This window comes from Nocardia sp. NPDC050718, assembly GCF_040654235.1.
GTDB lineage: Bacteria > Actinomycetota > Actinomycetes > Mycobacteriales > Mycobacteriaceae > Nocardia.
The window spans coordinates 102865-119213 of the sequence record NZ_JBFAHQ010000011.1 but is presented as its reverse complement, the minus strand read 5'-3'; the positions used below and the strand labels follow the sequence as shown (position 1 = coordinate 119213).

20 protein-coding genes are annotated in these 16349 nt (G+C 69.5%); 11 read left to right on the top strand and 9 right to left on the bottom strand.

Annotated elements, in window-relative coordinates:
* Positions 1–3 precede the first annotated feature (3 nt).
* From AB0H54_RS31920 to AB0H54_RS31910, 3 genes are all read right to left on the bottom strand, one after another.
* Entirely contained in the window at positions 4–732 is a 729-nt protein-coding gene (locus tag AB0H54_RS31920) for an aspartate/glutamate racemase family protein (protein ID WP_357350519.1), read from the bottom strand.
* Entirely contained in the window at positions 732–2222 is a 1491-nt protein-coding gene (locus AB0H54_RS31915) for an NCS1 family nucleobase:cation symporter-1 (protein WP_355281763.1), read from the bottom strand. Before AB0H54_RS31915 ends, AB0H54_RS31920 begins: the two co-directional genes overlap by 1 nt.
* An 83-nt stretch (positions 2223–2305) precedes the next feature.
* The gene (locus AB0H54_RS31910; protein WP_355281760.1) at positions 2306–3028 is read right to left on the bottom strand and encodes a GntR family transcriptional regulator; all 723 of its coding nucleotides are present in this window, start codon (positions 3026–3028) and stop codon (positions 2306–2308) included.
* Positions 3029–3134: 106 nt separating this feature from the next.
* Between AB0H54_RS31910 and AB0H54_RS31905 the strand changes: the two genes are divergently transcribed.
* The 4 genes from AB0H54_RS31905 (at position 3135) to ilvA (ending at position 6544) form a co-directional block, all read left to right on the top strand.
* A complete protein-coding gene (locus AB0H54_RS31905; RefSeq protein WP_357350516.1) occupies positions 3135–4313 on the top strand; it encodes a serine hydrolase domain-containing protein in 1179 nt (392 codons plus the stop codon).
* A gap of 160 nt (positions 4314–4473) precedes the next feature.
* Entirely contained in the window at positions 4474–4977 is a 504-nt protein-coding gene (locus AB0H54_RS31900; protein ID WP_357350514.1) for an ATP-binding protein, read from the top strand.
* Positions 4958–5293, top strand: coding sequence for an STAS domain-containing protein (locus AB0H54_RS31895; protein WP_355281752.1), 336 nt, complete (start codon positions 4958–4960; stop codon positions 5291–5293). Before AB0H54_RS31900 ends, AB0H54_RS31895 begins: the two co-directional genes overlap by 20 nt.
* A 33-nt stretch (positions 5294–5326) precedes the next feature.
* Positions 5327–6544, top strand: coding sequence for a threonine ammonia-lyase (gene ilvA / locus AB0H54_RS31890; RefSeq protein WP_357350512.1), 1218 nt, complete (start codon positions 5327–5329; stop codon positions 6542–6544).
* Between the two features lie 10 nt (positions 6545–6554).
* Here ilvA and AB0H54_RS31885 read toward each other — a convergent pair whose 3' ends face one another.
* From AB0H54_RS31885 to AB0H54_RS31875, 3 genes are all read right to left on the bottom strand, one after another.
* Complete coding sequence (locus AB0H54_RS31885) at positions 6555–6878, bottom strand: multidrug efflux SMR transporter (protein ID WP_357350510.1); 324 nt, start codon at positions 6876–6878, stop codon at positions 6555–6557.
* 364 nt (positions 6879–7242) lie between these two features.
* The gene (gene argH, locus AB0H54_RS31880) at positions 7243–8661 is read right to left on the bottom strand and encodes an argininosuccinate lyase (RefSeq protein WP_357350508.1); all 1419 of its coding nucleotides are present in this window, start codon (positions 8659–8661) and stop codon (positions 7243–7245) included.
* A gap of 98 nt (positions 8662–8759) precedes the next feature.
* Positions 8760–9962: an argininosuccinate synthase gene (locus tag AB0H54_RS31875; RefSeq protein WP_355281740.1), complete on the bottom strand. Its 1203-nt coding sequence runs from the start codon at positions 9960–9962 to the stop codon at positions 8760–8762.
* Positions 9963–10243: 281 nt separating this feature from the next.
* On the opposite strand from AB0H54_RS31875, the gene AB0H54_RS31870 reads away from it, so the two are divergent.
* Together AB0H54_RS31870 and AB0H54_RS31865 are read left to right on the top strand one after the other, a co-directional pair.
* A complete protein-coding gene (locus tag AB0H54_RS31870) occupies positions 10244–10384 on the top strand; it encodes a hypothetical protein (protein ID WP_218718162.1) in 141 nt (46 codons plus the stop codon).
* A gap of 33 nt (positions 10385–10417) precedes the next feature.
* On the top strand, positions 10418–10552 hold the full coding sequence (locus AB0H54_RS31865; protein WP_355281738.1) for a hypothetical protein: 135 nt from the start codon (positions 10418–10420) through the stop codon (positions 10550–10552).
* A gap of 9 nt (positions 10553–10561) precedes the next feature.
* On the opposite strand, the gene AB0H54_RS31860 is transcribed toward AB0H54_RS31865, so the two are convergent.
* Positions 10562–11245 (bottom strand): GNAT family protein, encoded by a 684-nt coding sequence (locus AB0H54_RS31860; protein WP_355281736.1) that lies wholly within the window; start codon positions 11243–11245, stop codon positions 10562–10564.
* An 82-nt stretch (positions 11246–11327) separates the two neighbouring features.
* On the opposite strand from AB0H54_RS31860, the gene AB0H54_RS31855 reads away from it, so the two are divergent.
* From AB0H54_RS31855 to AB0H54_RS31845, 3 genes are read left to right on the top strand one after another with little or no spacing between them, the layout of a single operon-like run.
* On the top strand, positions 11328–11483 hold the full coding sequence (locus tag AB0H54_RS31855; protein ID WP_357350505.1) for a hypothetical protein: 156 nt from the start codon (positions 11328–11330) through the stop codon (positions 11481–11483).
* Positions 11484–11534: 51 nt separating this feature from the next.
* Positions 11535–12338: an aldose 1-epimerase gene (locus tag AB0H54_RS31850; protein WP_357350503.1), complete on the top strand. Its 804-nt coding sequence runs from the start codon at positions 11535–11537 to the stop codon at positions 12336–12338.
* Between the two features lie 29 nt (positions 12339–12367).
* Entirely contained in the window at positions 12368–13189 is an 822-nt protein-coding gene (locus AB0H54_RS31845) for a DUF4184 family protein (RefSeq protein WP_357350501.1), read from the top strand.
* Here the strand turns inward: AB0H54_RS31845 and AB0H54_RS31840 are convergent.
* Positions 13073–14488 (bottom strand): MFS transporter, encoded by a 1416-nt coding sequence (locus tag AB0H54_RS31840; RefSeq protein WP_357350499.1) that lies wholly within the window; start codon positions 14486–14488, stop codon positions 13073–13075. The two genes, AB0H54_RS31845 and AB0H54_RS31840, sit on opposite strands and share 117 nt — an antisense overlap.
* Before the next feature lie 147 nt (positions 14489–14635).
* Between AB0H54_RS31840 and AB0H54_RS31835 the strand changes: the two genes are divergently transcribed.
* Together AB0H54_RS31835 and AB0H54_RS31830 are read left to right on the top strand one after the other, a co-directional pair.
* Complete coding sequence (locus tag AB0H54_RS31835; RefSeq protein ID WP_357350573.1) at positions 14636–15190, top strand: helix-turn-helix domain-containing protein; 555 nt, start codon at positions 14636–14638, stop codon at positions 15188–15190.
* Between the two features lie 5 nt (positions 15191–15195).
* The gene (locus tag AB0H54_RS31830) at positions 15196–15666 is read left to right on the top strand and encodes a hypothetical protein (RefSeq protein ID WP_357350497.1); all 471 of its coding nucleotides are present in this window, start codon (positions 15196–15198) and stop codon (positions 15664–15666) included.
* Between the two features lie 154 nt (positions 15667–15820).
* Here AB0H54_RS31830 and AB0H54_RS31825 read toward each other — a convergent pair whose 3' ends face one another.
* Entirely contained in the window at positions 15821–16324 is a 504-nt protein-coding gene (locus AB0H54_RS31825) for an arginine repressor (RefSeq protein ID WP_218718167.1), read from the bottom strand.
* Between the last annotated feature and the right edge of the window lie 25 nt (positions 16325–16349).

The following is a 16349-nucleotide window of genomic DNA, read 5'->3' as shown; positions in this document are numbered from 1 at the left end:
CGCTCAGGAGCCGAACGATTCCAGCAACCCGGTGTAGGGCTTCGGTGGCGGCGCGGCGAACTCTCCCCTGCCCGACTTGCGCAGCCCGAGCGTGATCAGCGACTGCACGGTCAGGGTCGCGGCCGCGACGCCATCGATCACCGGGACACCGATCTCCGCGCTGATATGCGCGCACAGGTCGGCCATGCCCGCGCAGCCGAGCACCACCGCGTCGGAGCCGTCGGCGGCCACCGCCGTCCGGCACGCCTCGGTGACGATCTTGCGGGCGTCCGGGTCGGTATCGAGGGCGAGCACCGGCAGGTCGCAGGCGTGCATGCCGAGGCAGAAGCGGGCCATCCCATAGCGTTCGGCCAGGTCGGCGGCGCGACCGAGGGTGCGGCCGAGCGTCGTCACCACACTGAACCCCCGGCCGAGGTGGCTCGCGGTGTGCATGGCCGCCTCCGCGATACCGATCACCGGACCCGCCGCCAGTTCCCTGGCCGCGTCCAGCCCCGGATCACCGAAGCAGGCGATCACGTAGCCGTCCACGCCGTCGGCTTCGCCCTGCCGGATCGCCGCGAGCAGACCGGGCACACTCATCGCCTCGTCGTAGTGGCTCTCGATGGAGACGGGACCGGTCTCGGAGGTGACCGCGTCGAGCAGCGTGCCCCGGCCGACGACGGCCAGGGCGCACTGCTCGATCGTCTCGGTCATCGCCCGGGTGGTGTTCGGGTTGACGACCCGGATCCGCATCAGGCACCGACCTCCTGGGTAGCCGCCGCGCGCTTGGCCGCGGTCAGCAGATAGTAGGTGAGGAAACCGAGACCGCAACCGATGAACCAGCTGTACTGGGCGGCGGTGTGCATTCCCGGCAGGCTGTTGGCCAGCACCGGGAACACCGCGACGAGGGCACCGACGGCCGTCGCCACGACCGCGGCCGGGTGATAGCCCTTGCGGTACCAGTACGCCCCCCGCTCGGACATCGTGAACAGATCGTCGACGATCACCTTCTGCTTGCGCACCAGGTAGTAGTCACAGATCAGCACGCCGAACAGCGGGCCGATGAAGGCGCCGAGCACCTCGAGCGTGTAGTGGATGACATCGGGGTTGTTGTAGAGATTCCACGGCGTGATCAACACCGAACCGACCGCGGCGATCATGCCGCCCGCCCGCCAGCTGATCCGCTGCGGGCTCACATTCGAGAAATCGAACGCGGGCGAGATGAAATTCGCGACGATATTGATGCCGATGGTGGCGATGGTGAAGGTGAGCGCGCCGAGCACGATCGCGAACGTGGAATCGATCTTGGCGACGGTGGCGACCGGATCGGTGATCAATTCACCGTAGACCGGCACCGTCAGCGACGCGGTGATCACCACCAGCAACGAGAACAGCAGGAAATTCACCGGCAGGCCGAGCAGATTGCCGGTCTTCACGGCCTGGAAACTCTTGCCGTAGCGGGAGAAGTCGCCGAAATTCAGCATCGGTCCGGAGAAGTAGGACACCACCAGCGCGATCGCGCCGAGCATCACCGGCACCGATGCCCAGCCGGTGTACTTCACCTCGCCCAGGCTCAGGTCGATCGCGCCCCAGCCCGCCTTCGCGATGAGATATCCGCACAGCACGAACATGACGACATACACGGCGGGACCACAGAAATCGATGAACTTGCGGATCGAATCCATGCCGCGCCAGAACACGCACGCCTGCACCACCCAGAGCAGCAGGTAGCTCCCCCAGCCGAGCAGCGACAACCCCAGGAAACCGTAGTCGGCGGTGACGGCGTAGGGCGCCAGCCCCGGAAACAGTTTCACCAGCACGACATCCAGCGCCGCCGAGGCGAGGAAGGTCTGGATGCCGTACCAGGCGACCGCGATCAACCCGCGGATGATCGCCGGGATATTCGCGCCGAGGACCCCGAAAGCACTGCGGCAGATCACCGGATAGGGCACGCCCGTCACCTGGCTGGGCTTGGCCACCAGATTGCAGAAGAAATAGACGATGGTGATACCGATGAGCAATGCCGCCAGCACCTGCCAGCTCGCCAGGCCGAGCGCGAAAAGGCTACCGGCCGTGACATATCCGCCGACACTGTGCACATCCGACATCCAGAACGCGAAGATGTTGTAGGTGCCCCAGCTCTGTTTCCGCAGCGGCGCCAGATCCTCGTTCGTCAGCCGCGGATCGTAGGCGGGTGGATCACCGGCGGGTACCCCCGCCGAGGAGGTGATGGTATCGGTCATGGTCGTTCCCATCCGAAGGGTGAATCTGCTTCGCTGACGGTAAGTATCAGCAGTTGCCCTTCGGTTTCCCGACAATTTCCCGGCTATTGCACCGAAGATATATCTTCCGGCGCGAGCAATCCGGTATCGGTGGGCAGGGTCGCGATGACCGATTCCAGTCGGCGGTGGTGTTCCTCGGCGGCGGCGAGCAGCCGTTCGACATCGCGGGCCAGGAACGCGTCGAGCATCGCGATGTGGTCGGTGTGCAGGCGTTCCCGGTCGCACCGGTCGATGTGGACCATCGATTGCACGGGTTCGGTGACGTTCCAGGCGGATTCGAGCATGTGCAGCAGTCGGAACATCCGCGATGGCCGGGTCAGCGCGACATGGAAGCTGCGGGACTGCCGCTGGTAGGTCTCGGGGTCGTCGTCGAGGATCGCCCGCTCGAGCAGTTCGTTCACCGCGAGCAGGTGCGCGCGCTCGGCCTCGCCGGCATTGGTCGCCGCGGCCGCGAGCGAGGCGGTTTCCAGGGTGTCGCGCACGATGTACATCTCACGCAATTCGCGGGCTGTGAGCTGGGCCACCTGGTAGCCGCGCTGCGGGCGGTGGGTGACCAGTCCCTCGCCGATCAGCGTCTTGAGCGCCTCGCGCACGGGGATGTGGCTCACCCCGAACAGCACGGCCACTTCACGCAGGGGAATCACGGTGCACGGCGGCACGGCGCCGTCGAGGATCACCCGGCGTAGTTCGCCGAGGATCACCTGGGGGCGGCCGGGCTCGTCCACCACGAGCCTCGCGAGCAGCGCCGATCGTCGTCTCGGGGGCATATCCACATGCTATGGACGATGTATTGCGCCCGCGGTCATCTATGTGACGGTCAGGAAACGATCACCGTACCGACCGGTCCTGTGTGCGGGGTGGCATGCTCGAACGATGGGAGTTTCGACAACGCAGTCGGTGGATCGCCGTTTCGTCAGCCTGGTCGCGATGTTCGACCGCCTGTTCCGCAAGCCGTCGCACGGTGGTGGCGCGCTGTGCGTGTACCTGCACGGCGAACCGGTGGTCGATGTGTGGGCGGGGTACGCGAGCCCCGGGGTGCCCTGGGCCTCGGATTCGGTGGCGCTGGCCTTCTCCACCGGAAAAGGCGTGGCCTCCACGGTGATCCACCAGTTGGCCGAGCGCGGACAGCTCGACTACGACACCGCGGTCGCCGAGTACTGGCCCGAGTTCGCGGCGGCGGGCAAGGGGCACATCACGGTCCGCGATGTGCTCACCCATCGGGCCGGCCTGCACCGGCTGCGCGGTCTGCTGCCCGGGCCCGCCGAGCGCTTCCTCGACGACGAGGCCGTCACCGCCGCGCTGGCCGCGGCCACCCCCGATCCCCGGCATCGCGTCACCAGCGGCTATCACGGGATCAGCTACGGGCATCTGGCCGCCGAACTGGTGCGCCGGGTGACGGGCCGCGATTTCGTCGACGTCGTGCGCACGGAACTCGCCGAACCGCTCGGCGCCGACGAACTCTGGTTCCGGGTGCCGAAGGAGGAGCGGCACCGCATCGCCACCACCTTCCCGCGCCTGCGGGCCGCGGGGATGGAGTGGGACCGGGGTTCGGATCTGCTCACCCGCACCAGGTACGCCGCCGCCGCGGAGACCACGCCGCGCGGTTTCGCCGACCTCATCGTCGACCCGCGCGTGCACGATTCGGTGATGCCCGGCGTGAACGGCGTCTTCTCGGCCCGCGCCCTGGCCCGCGTCTACGCCGCACTCGCCAACGGTGGCGAACTCGATGGCACCCGCGTCCTCGACCCCGGCTCGATCCGCCGCGCCGCCGCCCGCCAGGTCTTCACCCCGGATTACGTACTGGCCTTCCGCATCCCGTGGGCACTCGGTTTCCACGGCGTCCCGATGAAACCGTCCAAGGCCGACCCGATTTCGGCCTTCGGCCACTTCGGCCTCGGCGGTTCCGGCGCCTTCGCCGACCCCGAGACCGGCCTGTCCCTCGCCTTCGTCACCAACCGCCTCGGCGGAAAGCTCACCCCGCTCGGTGACGCCCGCCTCACCCGACTGGGGACCACCGCCCACAACATCGCGAAGGCCGACAGGCTCCGCTGAGACCCGAGACAACACCACACCTCCGCACCGGCAACACCGGCTGTGAGCAGGTCCCGGGCGGTAGTCTTGTGCGTGCGTTTCTGATTGTTCTCGATGCTGACACCTTCGATTCGAGGAGTGCACAGATGGCGAACGACCAGCGAGTTCAGCGTCGGTTTCGGTGACGCGTCCCACGGGAGTCGATGCCGGTACCCGGCTGCCGCTGTGTGTCGTGATCGACAGCCGAATCGAGCAGATCGAGCGAGCGCGCGCCCGGCTCATGCCGATCCTGCACGGCCTGTGGGGCGACGAGTCCGCGGTCTGGCCGATCGAGCTGGCACTACACGAAGCGGTGGTCAACGCGATCGAACACGGTGGCGACGGTACTCCGGACGCCACGGTCGAGATCGTCCTCGATATCGAGGACGACGAACTACTGATCGAGATCAGCGACCAGGGACCGGGATTCGACCCCGCGACCGTGCCCGATCCGCGCCGCCCCGAGGGAGTGCTGCGCGCGTCGGGGCGCGGTGTGCATCTCATGCGCACAGCCGTCGATTCCCTCGAGGCCGCCCACGGTCCGCGCGGGCGGTTCACACTCACCCTGCGCACCAAGCTCCCTCGCTCCGGCGCGCGGGGAGTACCACCACACAGAGGAGGGTTCCATGGAGATCAAAGAACGTAGCGTCAACGGCGTCACCATCCTGGATCTGACCGGCGACCTCGTCCTCGGCATGGGCGAGATTCGGCTCACGGAGGAGATCCGGAATCTGATCGACGCCGGGACGAAAAAGATCCTGCTGAACCTCGCAGCGGTGCCTCGCGTCGATTCCGCTGGAGCCGGCGGTTTGGTATCGAGCTACAAGAGCGTCACCCGCGAAGGCGGGAAACTCAAACTGGTCAACGTGACCGACCAAGCTCGAGATCTGTTCATGCTCACCGGGCTCCTCACGGTGTTCGATGCCTACGACACCGAGCAGGAGGCGATCAACTCCTTCTGACCTCGCCGGCGCTCGGGGCGGTACGTTCGGCGCATGGAGATCGTCGGGCTCGAGCGGATCGAGGCGGCCGCGCGGCTGCTGGCACCGGTGATTCGGCGGACGCCGACCGTGGGGTCGCGGGTGCTGTCGGAGCGGGCCGGTGCGCAGGTGCTGCTCAAATGCGAGAACCTGCAGCGCACCGGGTCGTTCAAGCCGCGCGGCGCCTACAACCGGATCGCGAATCTCCCCGCGGCCGAGCGGGCGCGGGGTGTGGTCGCGGCCAGTGCCGGTAATCACGCGCAGGGGGTGGCGTGGTCGGCGGCCGAACTCGGCACCACCTCGACGGTGTTCATGCCGATCGGCGCGTCACTGCCCAAGCTCGTGGCGACCCGCGCCTACGGGGCCGAGGTGCACCAGGTGGGTGACACCATCGACGAATCCCTGCTCGCCGCAGAGGAATTCGCCCAGCGCACCGGTGCGACGCTGATCCACCCGTTCGACCACCCCGATATCGTGGCCGGGCAGGCGACGGTGGCGCTGGAGATCCTCGAGCAGGTGCCCGAGGTCGGCACCGTCGTCGTGCCGACCGGCGGTGGCGGCCTGCTCGCCGGTGTCGCGGTCGCGCTGGCCGCGCTCGCGCCGCACGTCACGGTGATCGGGGTGCAGGCGGCCGAGGCCGCGGCCTGGCCGGATTCCCTGGCGGCGGGCAAGCCGGTGCGGGTGCCGCGGATGGCGACGATGGCCGACGGTATCGCGGTCGGCCTGCCCGGCGCGGTGCCGTTCGCGCATGTCGCGGATCTGGTCAGGGAGATCGTGACCGTCGACGAGGACGCCCTGTCGAAGGCGCTGCTGCTGTGTCTGGAGCGGGCCAAGCTGATCGTCGAACCGGCGGGCGCGGCCGGTGTGGCCGCGCTGCTGTCGCCCCTGCGCGACCGCGCGCTGCCCGGCCCGGTGGTGACCATCCTGTCCGGCGGCAATATCGACCCGCTGCTGCTCACCCGGGTGATCGGGCACGGCCTCAGCGCGGCGGGCCGCTACCTGGCCATGCGGGTGACCATCGCCGATCGTCCCGGCGCGCTGTCGGCGCTGCTCGGGGTGGTCGGCCGGGCCGGGGCGAGCGTGGTCGACATCGTCCACTCGCGCACCGGGATGTGGCTCGAGGTCGACGAGGTCGAGGTGTCGCTCACGGTCGAGACGCGCGGCCCCGCCCACCGCGACGACGTCCTGGAAGCGCTGCGCGACGCGGGGTTCCGCGTCCGCGCCGAGCTGTAGCGCACCGAAGTCAGTGCGCGCCACCGAGTTCCAGCGCGAGCACCCCGAGAATCACCAGCCCGATCCCGGCCACCTGCACCAGGGTGAGCCGCTCCCCCAGGAACAGCACCCCGATCGCCGCGATCGCCGCGACACCCACCGCCGACCAGATTCCGTACGCCACCCCGATCGCCATCCCCCGCTTCAACACCTGGGACAGGAAGTAGAACGCGGCGCCGTACCCGATGACCACGACGATCGAGGGAACAAGCTTGGTGAAACCCTCCGAGAGTTTCAGCGACACCGTCGCGGTGACTTCGGAGGCGATGGCCAGTGCCAGCAGGACCAGGGTCATGGCCGCAGGGTAACCGTCGCGCGGGATGCAGGCCGCCCGCGATCCACACCGAGCCCGCGTCACGCACCTGCTCGGCCCACGCGCCCCACCACCAGAGGCGCGTGACGAACACCGACAGTTGCAGCGTCAGGGTCAGGATCGGCAGCCAGATCGGTACGCCGCGGGGCCGGATCCACAGCACCAGCATCGAGAGCGCGACGCCGAGGACCCCGGCCGGGATCACGGTCAGGTCCGACAGCGTCTCGTAGCCGTCGTCGAAGGCGCCCATGCGCGCGGGGTCGAGGTAGCGGAACGGAGCCGGGACTCCCCCGCGGGATGGAGCGGGCACCGATGGATACTCCGTGCGCGGTAGCCCGCTCCCGGCTCAGCTCAGCCAGGCGCGGGCGTCCTCGGCGTTCTTACGGACCTCGTCGAGCTGCTCGGCGACGCGGACACCGGCGGTGCCGCCGCGCGCGTTGCGGGAGGCGATCGAGCCCTGCACGGTGAGGACGTCGCGCACGCCCGCGGTCAGCGAGGCGTCGACGGCGGCGAATTCCGCGTCGGTCAGTTCGTCGAGGCCGACGCCGCGCGCTTCGGCGGCCCGCACGCAGGCGCCCGCCGCCTCGTGCGCGACCCGGAACGGAACGCCCTGGCGCACCATCCATTCCGCGATGTCGGTGGCGAGGGTGAAACCGGCGGGCGCGAGCTCGGCCATCCGGTCGGTGTGGAAGGTGAGGGTGCCGACCAGACCCGCGATGGCGGGCAGCAGCAGTTCGAGCTGGGCGACCGAGTCGAACAGGGGTTCCTTGTCCTCCTGCAGGTCCCGGTTGTAGGCCAGCGGCTGGGCCTTCAGGGTGGCCAGCAGACCGGTCAGGTTGCCGATCAGGCGACCCGCCTTGCCGCGGGTCAGCTCGGAGACGTCGGGGTTCTTCTTCTGCGGCATGATCGACGAACCGGTCGACCACGCGTCGGCGAGGGTGACGTACCCGAATTCCGGCGTGCTCCAGATGATGACCTCTTCGGCCATCCGGCTCAGGTCGACGCCGATCATGGCCAGCACGAACGCGGCCTCGGCGGCGAAGTCGCGCGCGGAGGTCGCGTCGATCGAATTGGCTGCCGACGCGGTGAAATCGAGCTCGGCGGCGATCTGCTCGGGGTCGAGGCCCAGCGACGACCCGGCCAGCGCGCCCGAGCCGTACGGGGAGATCGCCGCGCGCTTGTCGAAGTCGCGCAGGCGTTCCAGGTCGCGCAGCAGCGGGTGGGCGTGCGCGAGCAGGTGGTGCGCGAGCAGCACCGGCTGCGCGGCCTGCAGGTGGGTCTTGCCCGGCATCACCGCGTCCGGGTGCGCGGCGGCCTGGGCGACCAGGGCGTCGACCACGTCGAGCACGCCGGCGGCGACGCGGCGCACACCGTCGCGCAGCCACATCCGGAACAGGGTGGCCACCTGGTCGTTGCGGGAGCGGCCCGCCCGCAGCCTGCCGCCGAGCTCGGTGCCGACCCGCTCGATCAGGCCGCGCTCGAGCGCGCCGTGCACGTCCTCGTCGGACTCGGCGGGCCCGAAGGCACCCGAGGCGACGTCGGCGGCCAGGGTGTCCAGCCCGGCCAGCATGCCGGTCAGGTCGTCGTCGGCGAGCAGCCCGGCCTTGTGCAGCACGCGGGCGTGCGCCTTGGAGGCGCGGATGTCATAGGGCGCCAGCGCCCAGTCGAAGTGCGTCGACTTGCTCAGCGCCGCCATCGCCTCGGCCGGGCCGGACGCGAATCGCCCACCCCAGAGGGCACCTTCGTTGGTTCCGCTGTGGGTCATCGGATTCTCCTCCGGTCGGGCTGGCGGGCATGGCTGGGCACGGCACCGGCCGGTCCGTGACGGGACCGGCCGGTGTCGAGACTACGACGTGCTGACTACTACTTCTGGTTCAGGTCGCGACGCGCGGCGACCTTCGAGGACAGACCGTGGATCTGCACGAAGCCCTTGGCCAGCGACTGGTCGAAGGTGTCGCCCTCGTCGTAGGTGGCCAGGTTGAAGTCGTAGAGCGACTGCTCGGAGCGGCGGCCGTTGACGACGGCGGAACCACCGTGCAGCACCATCCGGATCTCGCCGGTGACGTGCTGCTGGGTGTCCTGCACGAAGGCGTCCAGCGCGCGCTTGAGCGGGGAGAACCACAGGCCGTCGTAGGCCAGCTCGCCCCAGCGCTGCTCGACCTGCCGCTTGTAGCGGCCCAGCTCACGCTCGATGGTGACGTTCTCCAGCGCCTGGTGCGCGGTGATCAGCGCGATGGCGCCCGGCGCCTCGTAGATCTCGCGGCTCTTGATGCCGACGAGCCGGTCCTCGACCATGTCGAGGCGGCCGACGCCCTGGCGACCGGCGCGGGTGTTCATCTCCTCGATGGCCTGCAGCACGGTGACGGGACGGCCGTCGATGGCGACCGGCACACCCTTGTCGAAGGTGATGATGACCTCGTCGGGGGCCTCGAAGTTCACTGTCGGGTCGGCGGTGTAGTCGTAGACGTCCTTGGTCGGCGCGTTCCACAGATCCTCGAGGAAGCCGGTCTCGACGGCCCGGCCCCACACGTTCTGGTCGATCGAGAACGGCGACTTCTTGGTGACGTTGATCGGCAGGTTGTTCTGCTCGGCGAAGGCGATGGCCTTCTCGCGGGTCCAGGCGTAGTCGCGGACCGGGGCGATGACCTCCAGGTCGGGTGCCAGGGCGCCGATGCCGACCTCGAAGCGGACCTGGTCGTTGCCCTTGCCAGTGCAGCCGTGCGAGACGGTGGTCGCGTTGTGGAACTTCGCGGCCTCGACCAGGTGCTTGACGATCAGCGGGCGGCTGATGGCCGACACCAGCGGGTACTGGCCCATGTACATGGCATTGGCCTGGATGGTGGGCAGGCAGTACTCGTCGGCGAACTCGTCGCGCGCGTCGACCACGATGGCCTCGACGGCGCCGCAGTCCAGGGCGCGCTGGCGCACCACGTTCATGTCCTCGCCGCCCTGGCCCAGGTCGATGGCCACGGCCACCACCTCGGCACCGGTCTCCTTCGCGATCCAGCTGATGGCGACGGAGGTGTCAAGCCCACCGGAGTAGGCGAGTACGACGCGATCGGACATGTCTGTTGTGCTCCTCGAAGTGTGTACGTGATCTGCACGGGCTGCCTGGAGCAGTATGAATGCTCCGGCCGCCGGTCGGCTCGCGCCGCTGCTGCAAATGATTATGCACGATGATGCAATCTCATTCATACCCGGGGGTAGAGATACCACATGCCGCATCGCCCGGCGCGGACGAAATCGCCTATCACCTGCGACGACGTCCGACAGCAACTTGGCAGCAAGCATCGTCTGTGAGACGCTGGTCACATCAGCTACCCATCGGTCGGGGTCGAGGAGTGGACATGCAGCAGCTACGTGATTTCGCCCAGGCGAACTACGACCTGATCGGGGCCGTCGTCATCGGGCTCGGCAATCTGGGGTTGACGGTCGCCAAGACGGTGATCGACCTCGGCACGCCGATCCTCCAGGGCTTCTTCGCCTGATCCCCCGCCCGCACCACCCCACCGGGAGCATCCATGGTTGACGCGATCCTGCAGTTCCTGTCCGACCACTACGAATCCGGCGCCACCGCGGGCCTGCACGTCGGTCGCGTGCTGTTCGACCTGAGCGCCCCGCTGGCGCTGGCCATCCTGAACTTCCTCAACTCCTGACCCGCCAGATCAGCGGTCGCCGAGCCGCGCGGCGAGCCCCGCGCGCACCCGCGGCCAGTCCTCCGCGGTGATCGAGAACAGCACACTGTCGCGCACGGTGCCGTCCGCGCGCCGGAACTGACGCCGCAGCGTCCCCTCGTAGCGCGCCCCGAGCCGCGCGATCGCCTGCTGCGAACGCTGGTTGCGCACATCGGTCTTCAACTGCACGCGGCCTACATGGAGCTCGTCGAACGCGTATTCCAGCAGCAGCAGTTTGGCTTCCGGGTTGACCGGACCGCCCCAGACCGACGGCGTGTAGGCGGTGAACCCGATTTCCAGCGCCGCGTCCCGCGGGCGGACGTCCAGGTAGGACGTGACGCCGAGCACCGCTCCCGCCGCTCGATCGCCGATCCCGGTGCGCGCGCGGACGATCCAGACATGCCAGTCGGGGTTGGCGTTCAATTCCTGGAGATGATCGGCGAACTCGCTCGCCCCGCGCGGGCGCCAGGGCAGGTGCGCCCAGACCGCGTCCGCGTCGAGGGCGGCGAAGAGTTCACCGGCGTCCGCCGACGGATCGACAGTGGTCAGCCGCACCGTCTCGCCGCTCAACCGGGCGCCGTCGGGCACCGGCCACACCATGTCCGGCCAGGGCTTGTCGTCGGGCCGGGGATCGGGCACGGGCTGGAATCGGACGGTCGCTGGACTCTCGGTCACCTGTGCAATGTAGTGCCCATGTCGGCGGTGTGTGGCACTCTGGGAGAGCACTATTCGGCTCGCCAACGTGAGGACGAACAAGATGCTCCATTACGTCGCGCAGGAATTCTCCACTCTCGGCAACGGCGTGCTCGATGTCGGCCGGGCCATCGTCGCCCTGGTACAGAGCATCATCGACGTCGCCACCCCGAACTCCCCCGGCGGCGGCGCGGGCGGCGGGCAGTACCCGTTCACCTGATCCGGCGTGGGCTCCCGCCGCTGAGCGCCGCGCGCCGCTAGTCTCGCCGGCATGGCCGCCGACGATGTGCGACTCCACGCGGGCACCACCGGACTGACCATCGCGCCCGGTGACGGCGGCGCGCTGCACAGCCTCACCGTCGACGGGACCGAACTGCTGCGGCAGGACCCGGGGACGGGCTGTTTCGTCATGGCACCCTGGGCGGGCAGGCTCGGCTACGGCACGTTCACGGTCGGTGACCGGACCTACGAGATGCCGATCAACAATCCGCCGCACAGCATCCACGGCACCGCGCGCGACGGCGCGTGGGAGGTCGTGTCCGCCACGGCGACCGAGGCGACGGTGCGGCACCGGCTGACCGACCCGTGGCCGTTCGCGGGCACCGTCACCCAGCGGTTCGCCCTCACCGACACCGGCCTCACCCTCGACCTGCGCATCGCCACCGACGCCGATCCCTTTCCCGCCCAGGGCGGCTGGCATCCCTGGTTCCTGCGCGAGGTCCCCGCGGCCACGGGTCCGCTCGCCCTCGACTTCCGGCCGGCCTGGCAATACGAGCGCGGGCCGGACTACCTGCCCACCGGCCGCCACATCCCGCCGTCGCCCCCGCCGTGGGACGACTGCTTCGCCATGCCCGACGGCGTCACCGCGCGCCTCACCTGGCCCGGTTTCCTGGAATTCACGATCACCAGTCCCGTCACCGATGTCGTCGTCTGGACCCTGCCGGAGGAGTCGCTGTCGGTGGAGGCCCAGTCGGGTCCGCCCAATGGCGTGAACACCGATCCCCGGATGGTCACGCCGGACGCGCCGCTGGATATCCGGGTGGACTGGACCTGGCGCCGGCTGACCCGGGACTGACCCCGCGGCGGGCGGGATAGCGTGGCGGGGTGCCGATCACGCTCGCCCACCCGGTCGCGGTGCTGCCCCTGGCTCGGCGCCTGCCGCTGTCGGCGCTGGTGGCCGGGGCTATCGCGCCCGATGTCGTCTACTACCTGCCGATTCCGCTGGGTGGTGCCGCGACCCATTCGCTCGTCGGGGTGCTGAGCTGGGACCTGCTGATCGGTGTCGGTCTGCTGCTGGGCTTCCGGCTCTCCGCCGGACCGGCCGCCGCGCTCTTCCCGTTCCGTGTCGCCCTTCCGGCTCGTGTGCCCGCCGATGGTCTCCGGCGCCTGTGGGTTCCGGTCGTCGCCATCGCCCTGGGCGCCCTGACGCACCTCGCGTGGGACTCCTGCACGCAGACAGCCGGTTTCGTGGCGCGGCACTGGGCGCTGCTGCGCACCCCGGTGGTCGGGCCGCACACGGTGTACAACGTGATCGGCTACGCCTCGTCGCTGCTCGGTACCACCGCGCTCGCCCGCTACCTGGTTCGCCGCACCAGCCGACGGTCATCGGCGCCGCCGGTCCGGTGGGGTCACGCGATCCGCACCGGGCTGATCCTCGCTCCCGTCCTCGGCGCCGTGCTCGCCATCGACGACCCGGTGACCCGGGCCAGCTCCTACGACCTGGTCCGGCACACGATCGTCGGCGCAGCCCAGGGACTGGGCTGCGCCTGGACGCTCTACGTACTGCTCTGGCAGATCAGGGGTTTCGGCTCATCGCGGCGACCGGATACTGCGGAAGGTGAGGGCGACCACGAAGGTCAGCGCCGCGATGACGGCGGCGGCGCCGAACGCGGCGGTCATCCCGCCGACGAGGGCGTGCGTCGGTGAACCGCCCGCCTCGCGGGCCGCGGTGCCGAAGACCGTCACCAGGACGGCCAGGCCGAGCGCGCCACCGGTCTGCTGCATGGTCTGCAACGCGCCACCCGCCGCGCCCGCCTCGTCCGGCGACACCGTGGACATGATGATCACGTTCAGCGGCGAGAACGCCAGCCCGATCCCGCAACCCATCGCGACCATGGCGACGAACAGCAGCGGGAAATAGCCGCTGTCGGCCGAGAGCCGGGTCAGCAGCACGAGCCCGGTGGTCATCGCGACGGTGCCGGTCACGGTCACCGGTTTCGGGCCGAAGCGGGCCAGCAACCGGGGAATCAGCCGGATCATCGCGAACATCAGGGCCGCCGTCGGCAGGAACGCGAATCCCGTTGCCAGCGCGCTCATGCCGCGCACGTCCTGCAGATACTGGGTCAGGAAGAAGAACATCGACATGCCCGCCATCGGCCCGAGGAACATGTTCAGGTAGGCGGCGGCCCGATTGCGATCGGCGAACAGGTGCAGCGGCAGCAGCGGTTGCGGTGCCCGGAGTTCGATCGCCACGAACGCCGCGAGCAGCGCCGCGCCGACTGCCAGGGAGATATCGGTGCCCGGCGCGCCCCAGCCGTCGGCGGCCGCGCTGATGAATCCGTAGACCAGCGCGGCGACACCGGCCGTCGCGGTCACCGCGCCCGGCAGATCGAGCCGGGCGGCGCGGCGTGGCGCGTCGGGCAGGTAGCGCAGCGCGAGCGCCAGGATCAGCAGCCCGAACGGCACGTTGATGAACAGCACCGAGCGCCAGCCGACCCATTCGGTCAGCAGTCCGCCGACGATCAACCCGATCGCGAATCCGGCGCTGGACATGCCGGAGAACAAGGCCAGCACGCGGATGCGCGCCTTCGGCTCGGTGAACGTCGTCGTCAGCAGCGCGAGGGTATTGGGCGCGGCCATCGCGCCACCGATGCCCTGCAGCACCCGGGCCGCGAGCAGCCAGCCTGCCGAGGGCGCCAGCCCGCCGGCCAGGGAGGCGAGGGTGAACAGTGTCGTGCCCGCGATGAACAGCCTGCGCCTGCCGAACAGGTCGCCGGCGCGGCCGCCGAGCAGCAGCAGGCCGCCGAAGACGAGGGTGTAGGAGTTCATCACCCAGGACAGGCCGGTGGCGCTGAACTCCAGATCGGTCCGGATCCGCGGCAGGGCCACGTTCATCACCGTGACGTCGAGAATGATCATCAGCTGGCAGGTCAGCAAGGTGACCAGGACGACGCCCGGACGGGCGCGCGCTACCTGGGCTTTCGCCGGAAGTGTGGTGGTGGTCAAGTGCGCTCCATCGAGAGGGAAGCTAAACGGAGATAGTCTCCGTTTATGACAGAGCTAGCATAGGGAGAAAGTCTCCGGTTCCGCAAGCCTAAACGGAGACTTCATCCGTTTCCAGTGGAGGACCGAGTGGACGCACCGTCGCGGCCGATGCGCGCCGACGCGCGCCGCAACTACGAACGCATCATCGAATGCGCGCGCGACGCCTTCGCCGAGCACGGCATCGAGGCACCCCTCGACGACATCGCCCGGCGCGCGGGCGTCGGCCCCGGCACCCTGTACCGGCACTTCCCGAATCGCACGGCGCTGATGGAGGCGGTCTATCGCGCCAATATCGAAACCCTCGCCGCGCGCGCCGCCGAGCTGCGCGAAACCCGCACTCCCCCGGATGCTTTCACCGAGTGGTTCGGCGAACTGGTCTCCTACATCCTGCACCGGCACGGCCTGGCGGCCACCCTCAAGGCCGCGATCGACCGGACCTCCGACGTCTTCGCCGCCTGCTCGACGCTGCTCGCCGAGGCGGCCGAGTCCGTCCTGGTCCCCGTCCAGGAAGCCGGGCTCGTACGCCGTGACGTCACCCCGCGCGACATCCTGCGACTCGGCCACGGCATCGGCGCGGGCTGCCAAGCCGCCCCCGACTCGGCACCCCTGCTCACCGAGATCGCCCTGACCGGCCTGCGCACCCCACCCACCCCGGCAGGATGACCCCGATGCGGATCAGCGTCACCGGCCACATGAACCTCACCCCCGCCACCGAAACCCTGGTGCGCGAGGCGATCTCGGCCCTCCTCACCGACGTCCCCGACCTGGTCGGCATCACCTGCCTGGCCCGCGGCGCGGATTCGATCTTCGCCGAAGCGGTACTGGCGGCAGGCGGACGCCTGGAGGTCGTCCTCCCCTCCCGCGACTACCGCGCGGCCAAGGTGAAGCCCGACCACGCACCCCTGTTCGACGCTCTCCTCGCCCGCGCGAGCACGGTGCGCGTGATGGACTTCGACACCGCGGGCAAGAACGCCTACGAGGCAGCCAACGAAGTCCTCGTCACCGACTGCGACCGCCTCGTCGCGGTGTGGGACGGCAACGAGGGCGAACGCGGCGGCACCGCCACCGTCGTCGAATCCGCCCGCGCCCAGGGCATTCCGGTGGACATCGTCTGGCCGGACGGCGCAACCAGGGAGTAACCCGGCTCTATCTGCGCCGGTGGATCAGTGCATGGCGCGGGATGCCCGGGCAGTCGGCCGCCGGGGGCGACCATCGACCCTCCGGGTCGGCATCAAGGCGAATCCGCTCCGGCACCAAGGTCAGGAGTTGGCGCCGACAACGAAACTCCGTGGATCAGGCCAATTCCTCGATGCGGGCGGCCAGTTCGGCGCCGGTGAGGGGTTCGCGGGCGATGACGGCGATGGTGTCGTCGCCGGCGATGGTGCCGACGATGAAGGGCAGGGCGGCGCGGTCGAGGGCGCTGGCCAGGAAGTGGGCGGCGCCGGGTGGGGTGCGCAGGACGGCGAGGTTGCCGCTGGCGTCGGTGGAGACCAGCAGGTCGCCGAGGAGTTTGGACAGGCGGCCGGTGCCGCCGGTGACGCCGCGGACGGGGCTGCCGTCCTCGGGGACGACGTAGACGCCCGCGCCACCGTCGGCGGCGCGCAGCTTGACCGCGCCGAGTTCGTCGAGATCACGCGACAGGGTCGCCTGGGTGGTCTCGATGCCCTCGGCGGCCAGCAGGGTCGCGAGTTCGGTCTGGCTGCGGACCGAATGCGCGGACAGCAGCTCGACGATGCGCGATTGGCGGCCGGCGCGGGTGCGGGCGATGGCGGGCGAGCCCTTCTCGGGTGCGCTCATCGTCCGACCTCCGCGCCGGCCCCGA

What these genes read in the sequence shown, in the direction of transcription:
- AB0H54_RS31910 (WP_355281760.1), bottom strand. Translation starts at nt 3,028, where the DNA reads ATGCCCCCGAGACGACGATCGGCGCTGCTCGCGAGGCTCGTGGTGGAC.
- AB0H54_RS31885 (WP_357350510.1), bottom strand. Translation starts at nt 6,878, where the DNA reads ATGACCCTGGTCCTGCTGGCACTGGCCATCGCCTCCGAAGTCACCGCG.
- AB0H54_RS31870 (WP_218718162.1), top strand. Translation starts at nt 10,244, where the DNA reads ATGCAGCAGCTACGTGATTTCGCCCAGGCGAACTACGACCTGATCGGG.
- AB0H54_RS31920 (WP_357350519.1), bottom strand. Translation starts at nt 732, where the DNA reads ATGCGGATCCGGGTCGTCAACCCGAACACCACCCGGGCGATGACCGAG.
- AB0H54_RS31915 (WP_355281763.1), bottom strand. Translation starts at nt 2,222, where the DNA reads ATGACCGATACCATCACCTCCTCGGCGGGGGTACCCGCCGGTGATCCA.
- AB0H54_RS31865 (WP_355281738.1), top strand. Translation starts at nt 10,418, where the DNA reads ATGGTTGACGCGATCCTGCAGTTCCTGTCCGACCACTACGAATCCGGC.
- AB0H54_RS31835 (WP_357350573.1), top strand. Translation starts at nt 14,636, where the DNA reads ATGCGCGCCGACGCGCGCCGCAACTACGAACGCATCATCGAATGCGCG.
- ilvA (WP_357350512.1), top strand. Translation starts at nt 5,327, where the DNA reads ATGGAGATCGTCGGGCTCGAGCGGATCGAGGCGGCCGCGCGGCTGCTG.
- argH (WP_357350508.1), bottom strand. Translation starts at nt 8,661, where the DNA reads ATGACCCACAGCGGAACCAACGAAGGTGCCCTCTGGGGTGGGCGATTC.
- AB0H54_RS31855 (WP_357350505.1), top strand. Translation starts at nt 11,328, where the DNA reads ATGCTCCATTACGTCGCGCAGGAATTCTCCACTCTCGGCAACGGCGTG.
- AB0H54_RS31905 (WP_357350516.1), top strand. Translation starts at nt 3,135, where the DNA reads ATGGGAGTTTCGACAACGCAGTCGGTGGATCGCCGTTTCGTCAGCCTG.
- AB0H54_RS31830 (WP_357350497.1), top strand. Translation starts at nt 15,196, where the DNA reads ATGCGGATCAGCGTCACCGGCCACATGAACCTCACCCCCGCCACCGAA.
- AB0H54_RS31895 (WP_355281752.1), top strand. Translation starts at nt 4,958, where the DNA reads ATGGAGATCAAAGAACGTAGCGTCAACGGCGTCACCATCCTGGATCTG.
- AB0H54_RS31850 (WP_357350503.1), top strand. Translation starts at nt 11,535, where the DNA reads ATGGCCGCCGACGATGTGCGACTCCACGCGGGCACCACCGGACTGACC.
- AB0H54_RS31875 (WP_355281740.1), bottom strand. Translation starts at nt 9,962, where the DNA reads ATGTCCGATCGCGTCGTACTCGCCTACTCCGGTGGGCTTGACACCTCC.
- AB0H54_RS31825 (WP_218718167.1), bottom strand. Translation starts at nt 16,324, where the DNA reads ATGAGCGCACCCGAGAAGGGCTCGCCCGCCATCGCCCGCACCCGCGCC.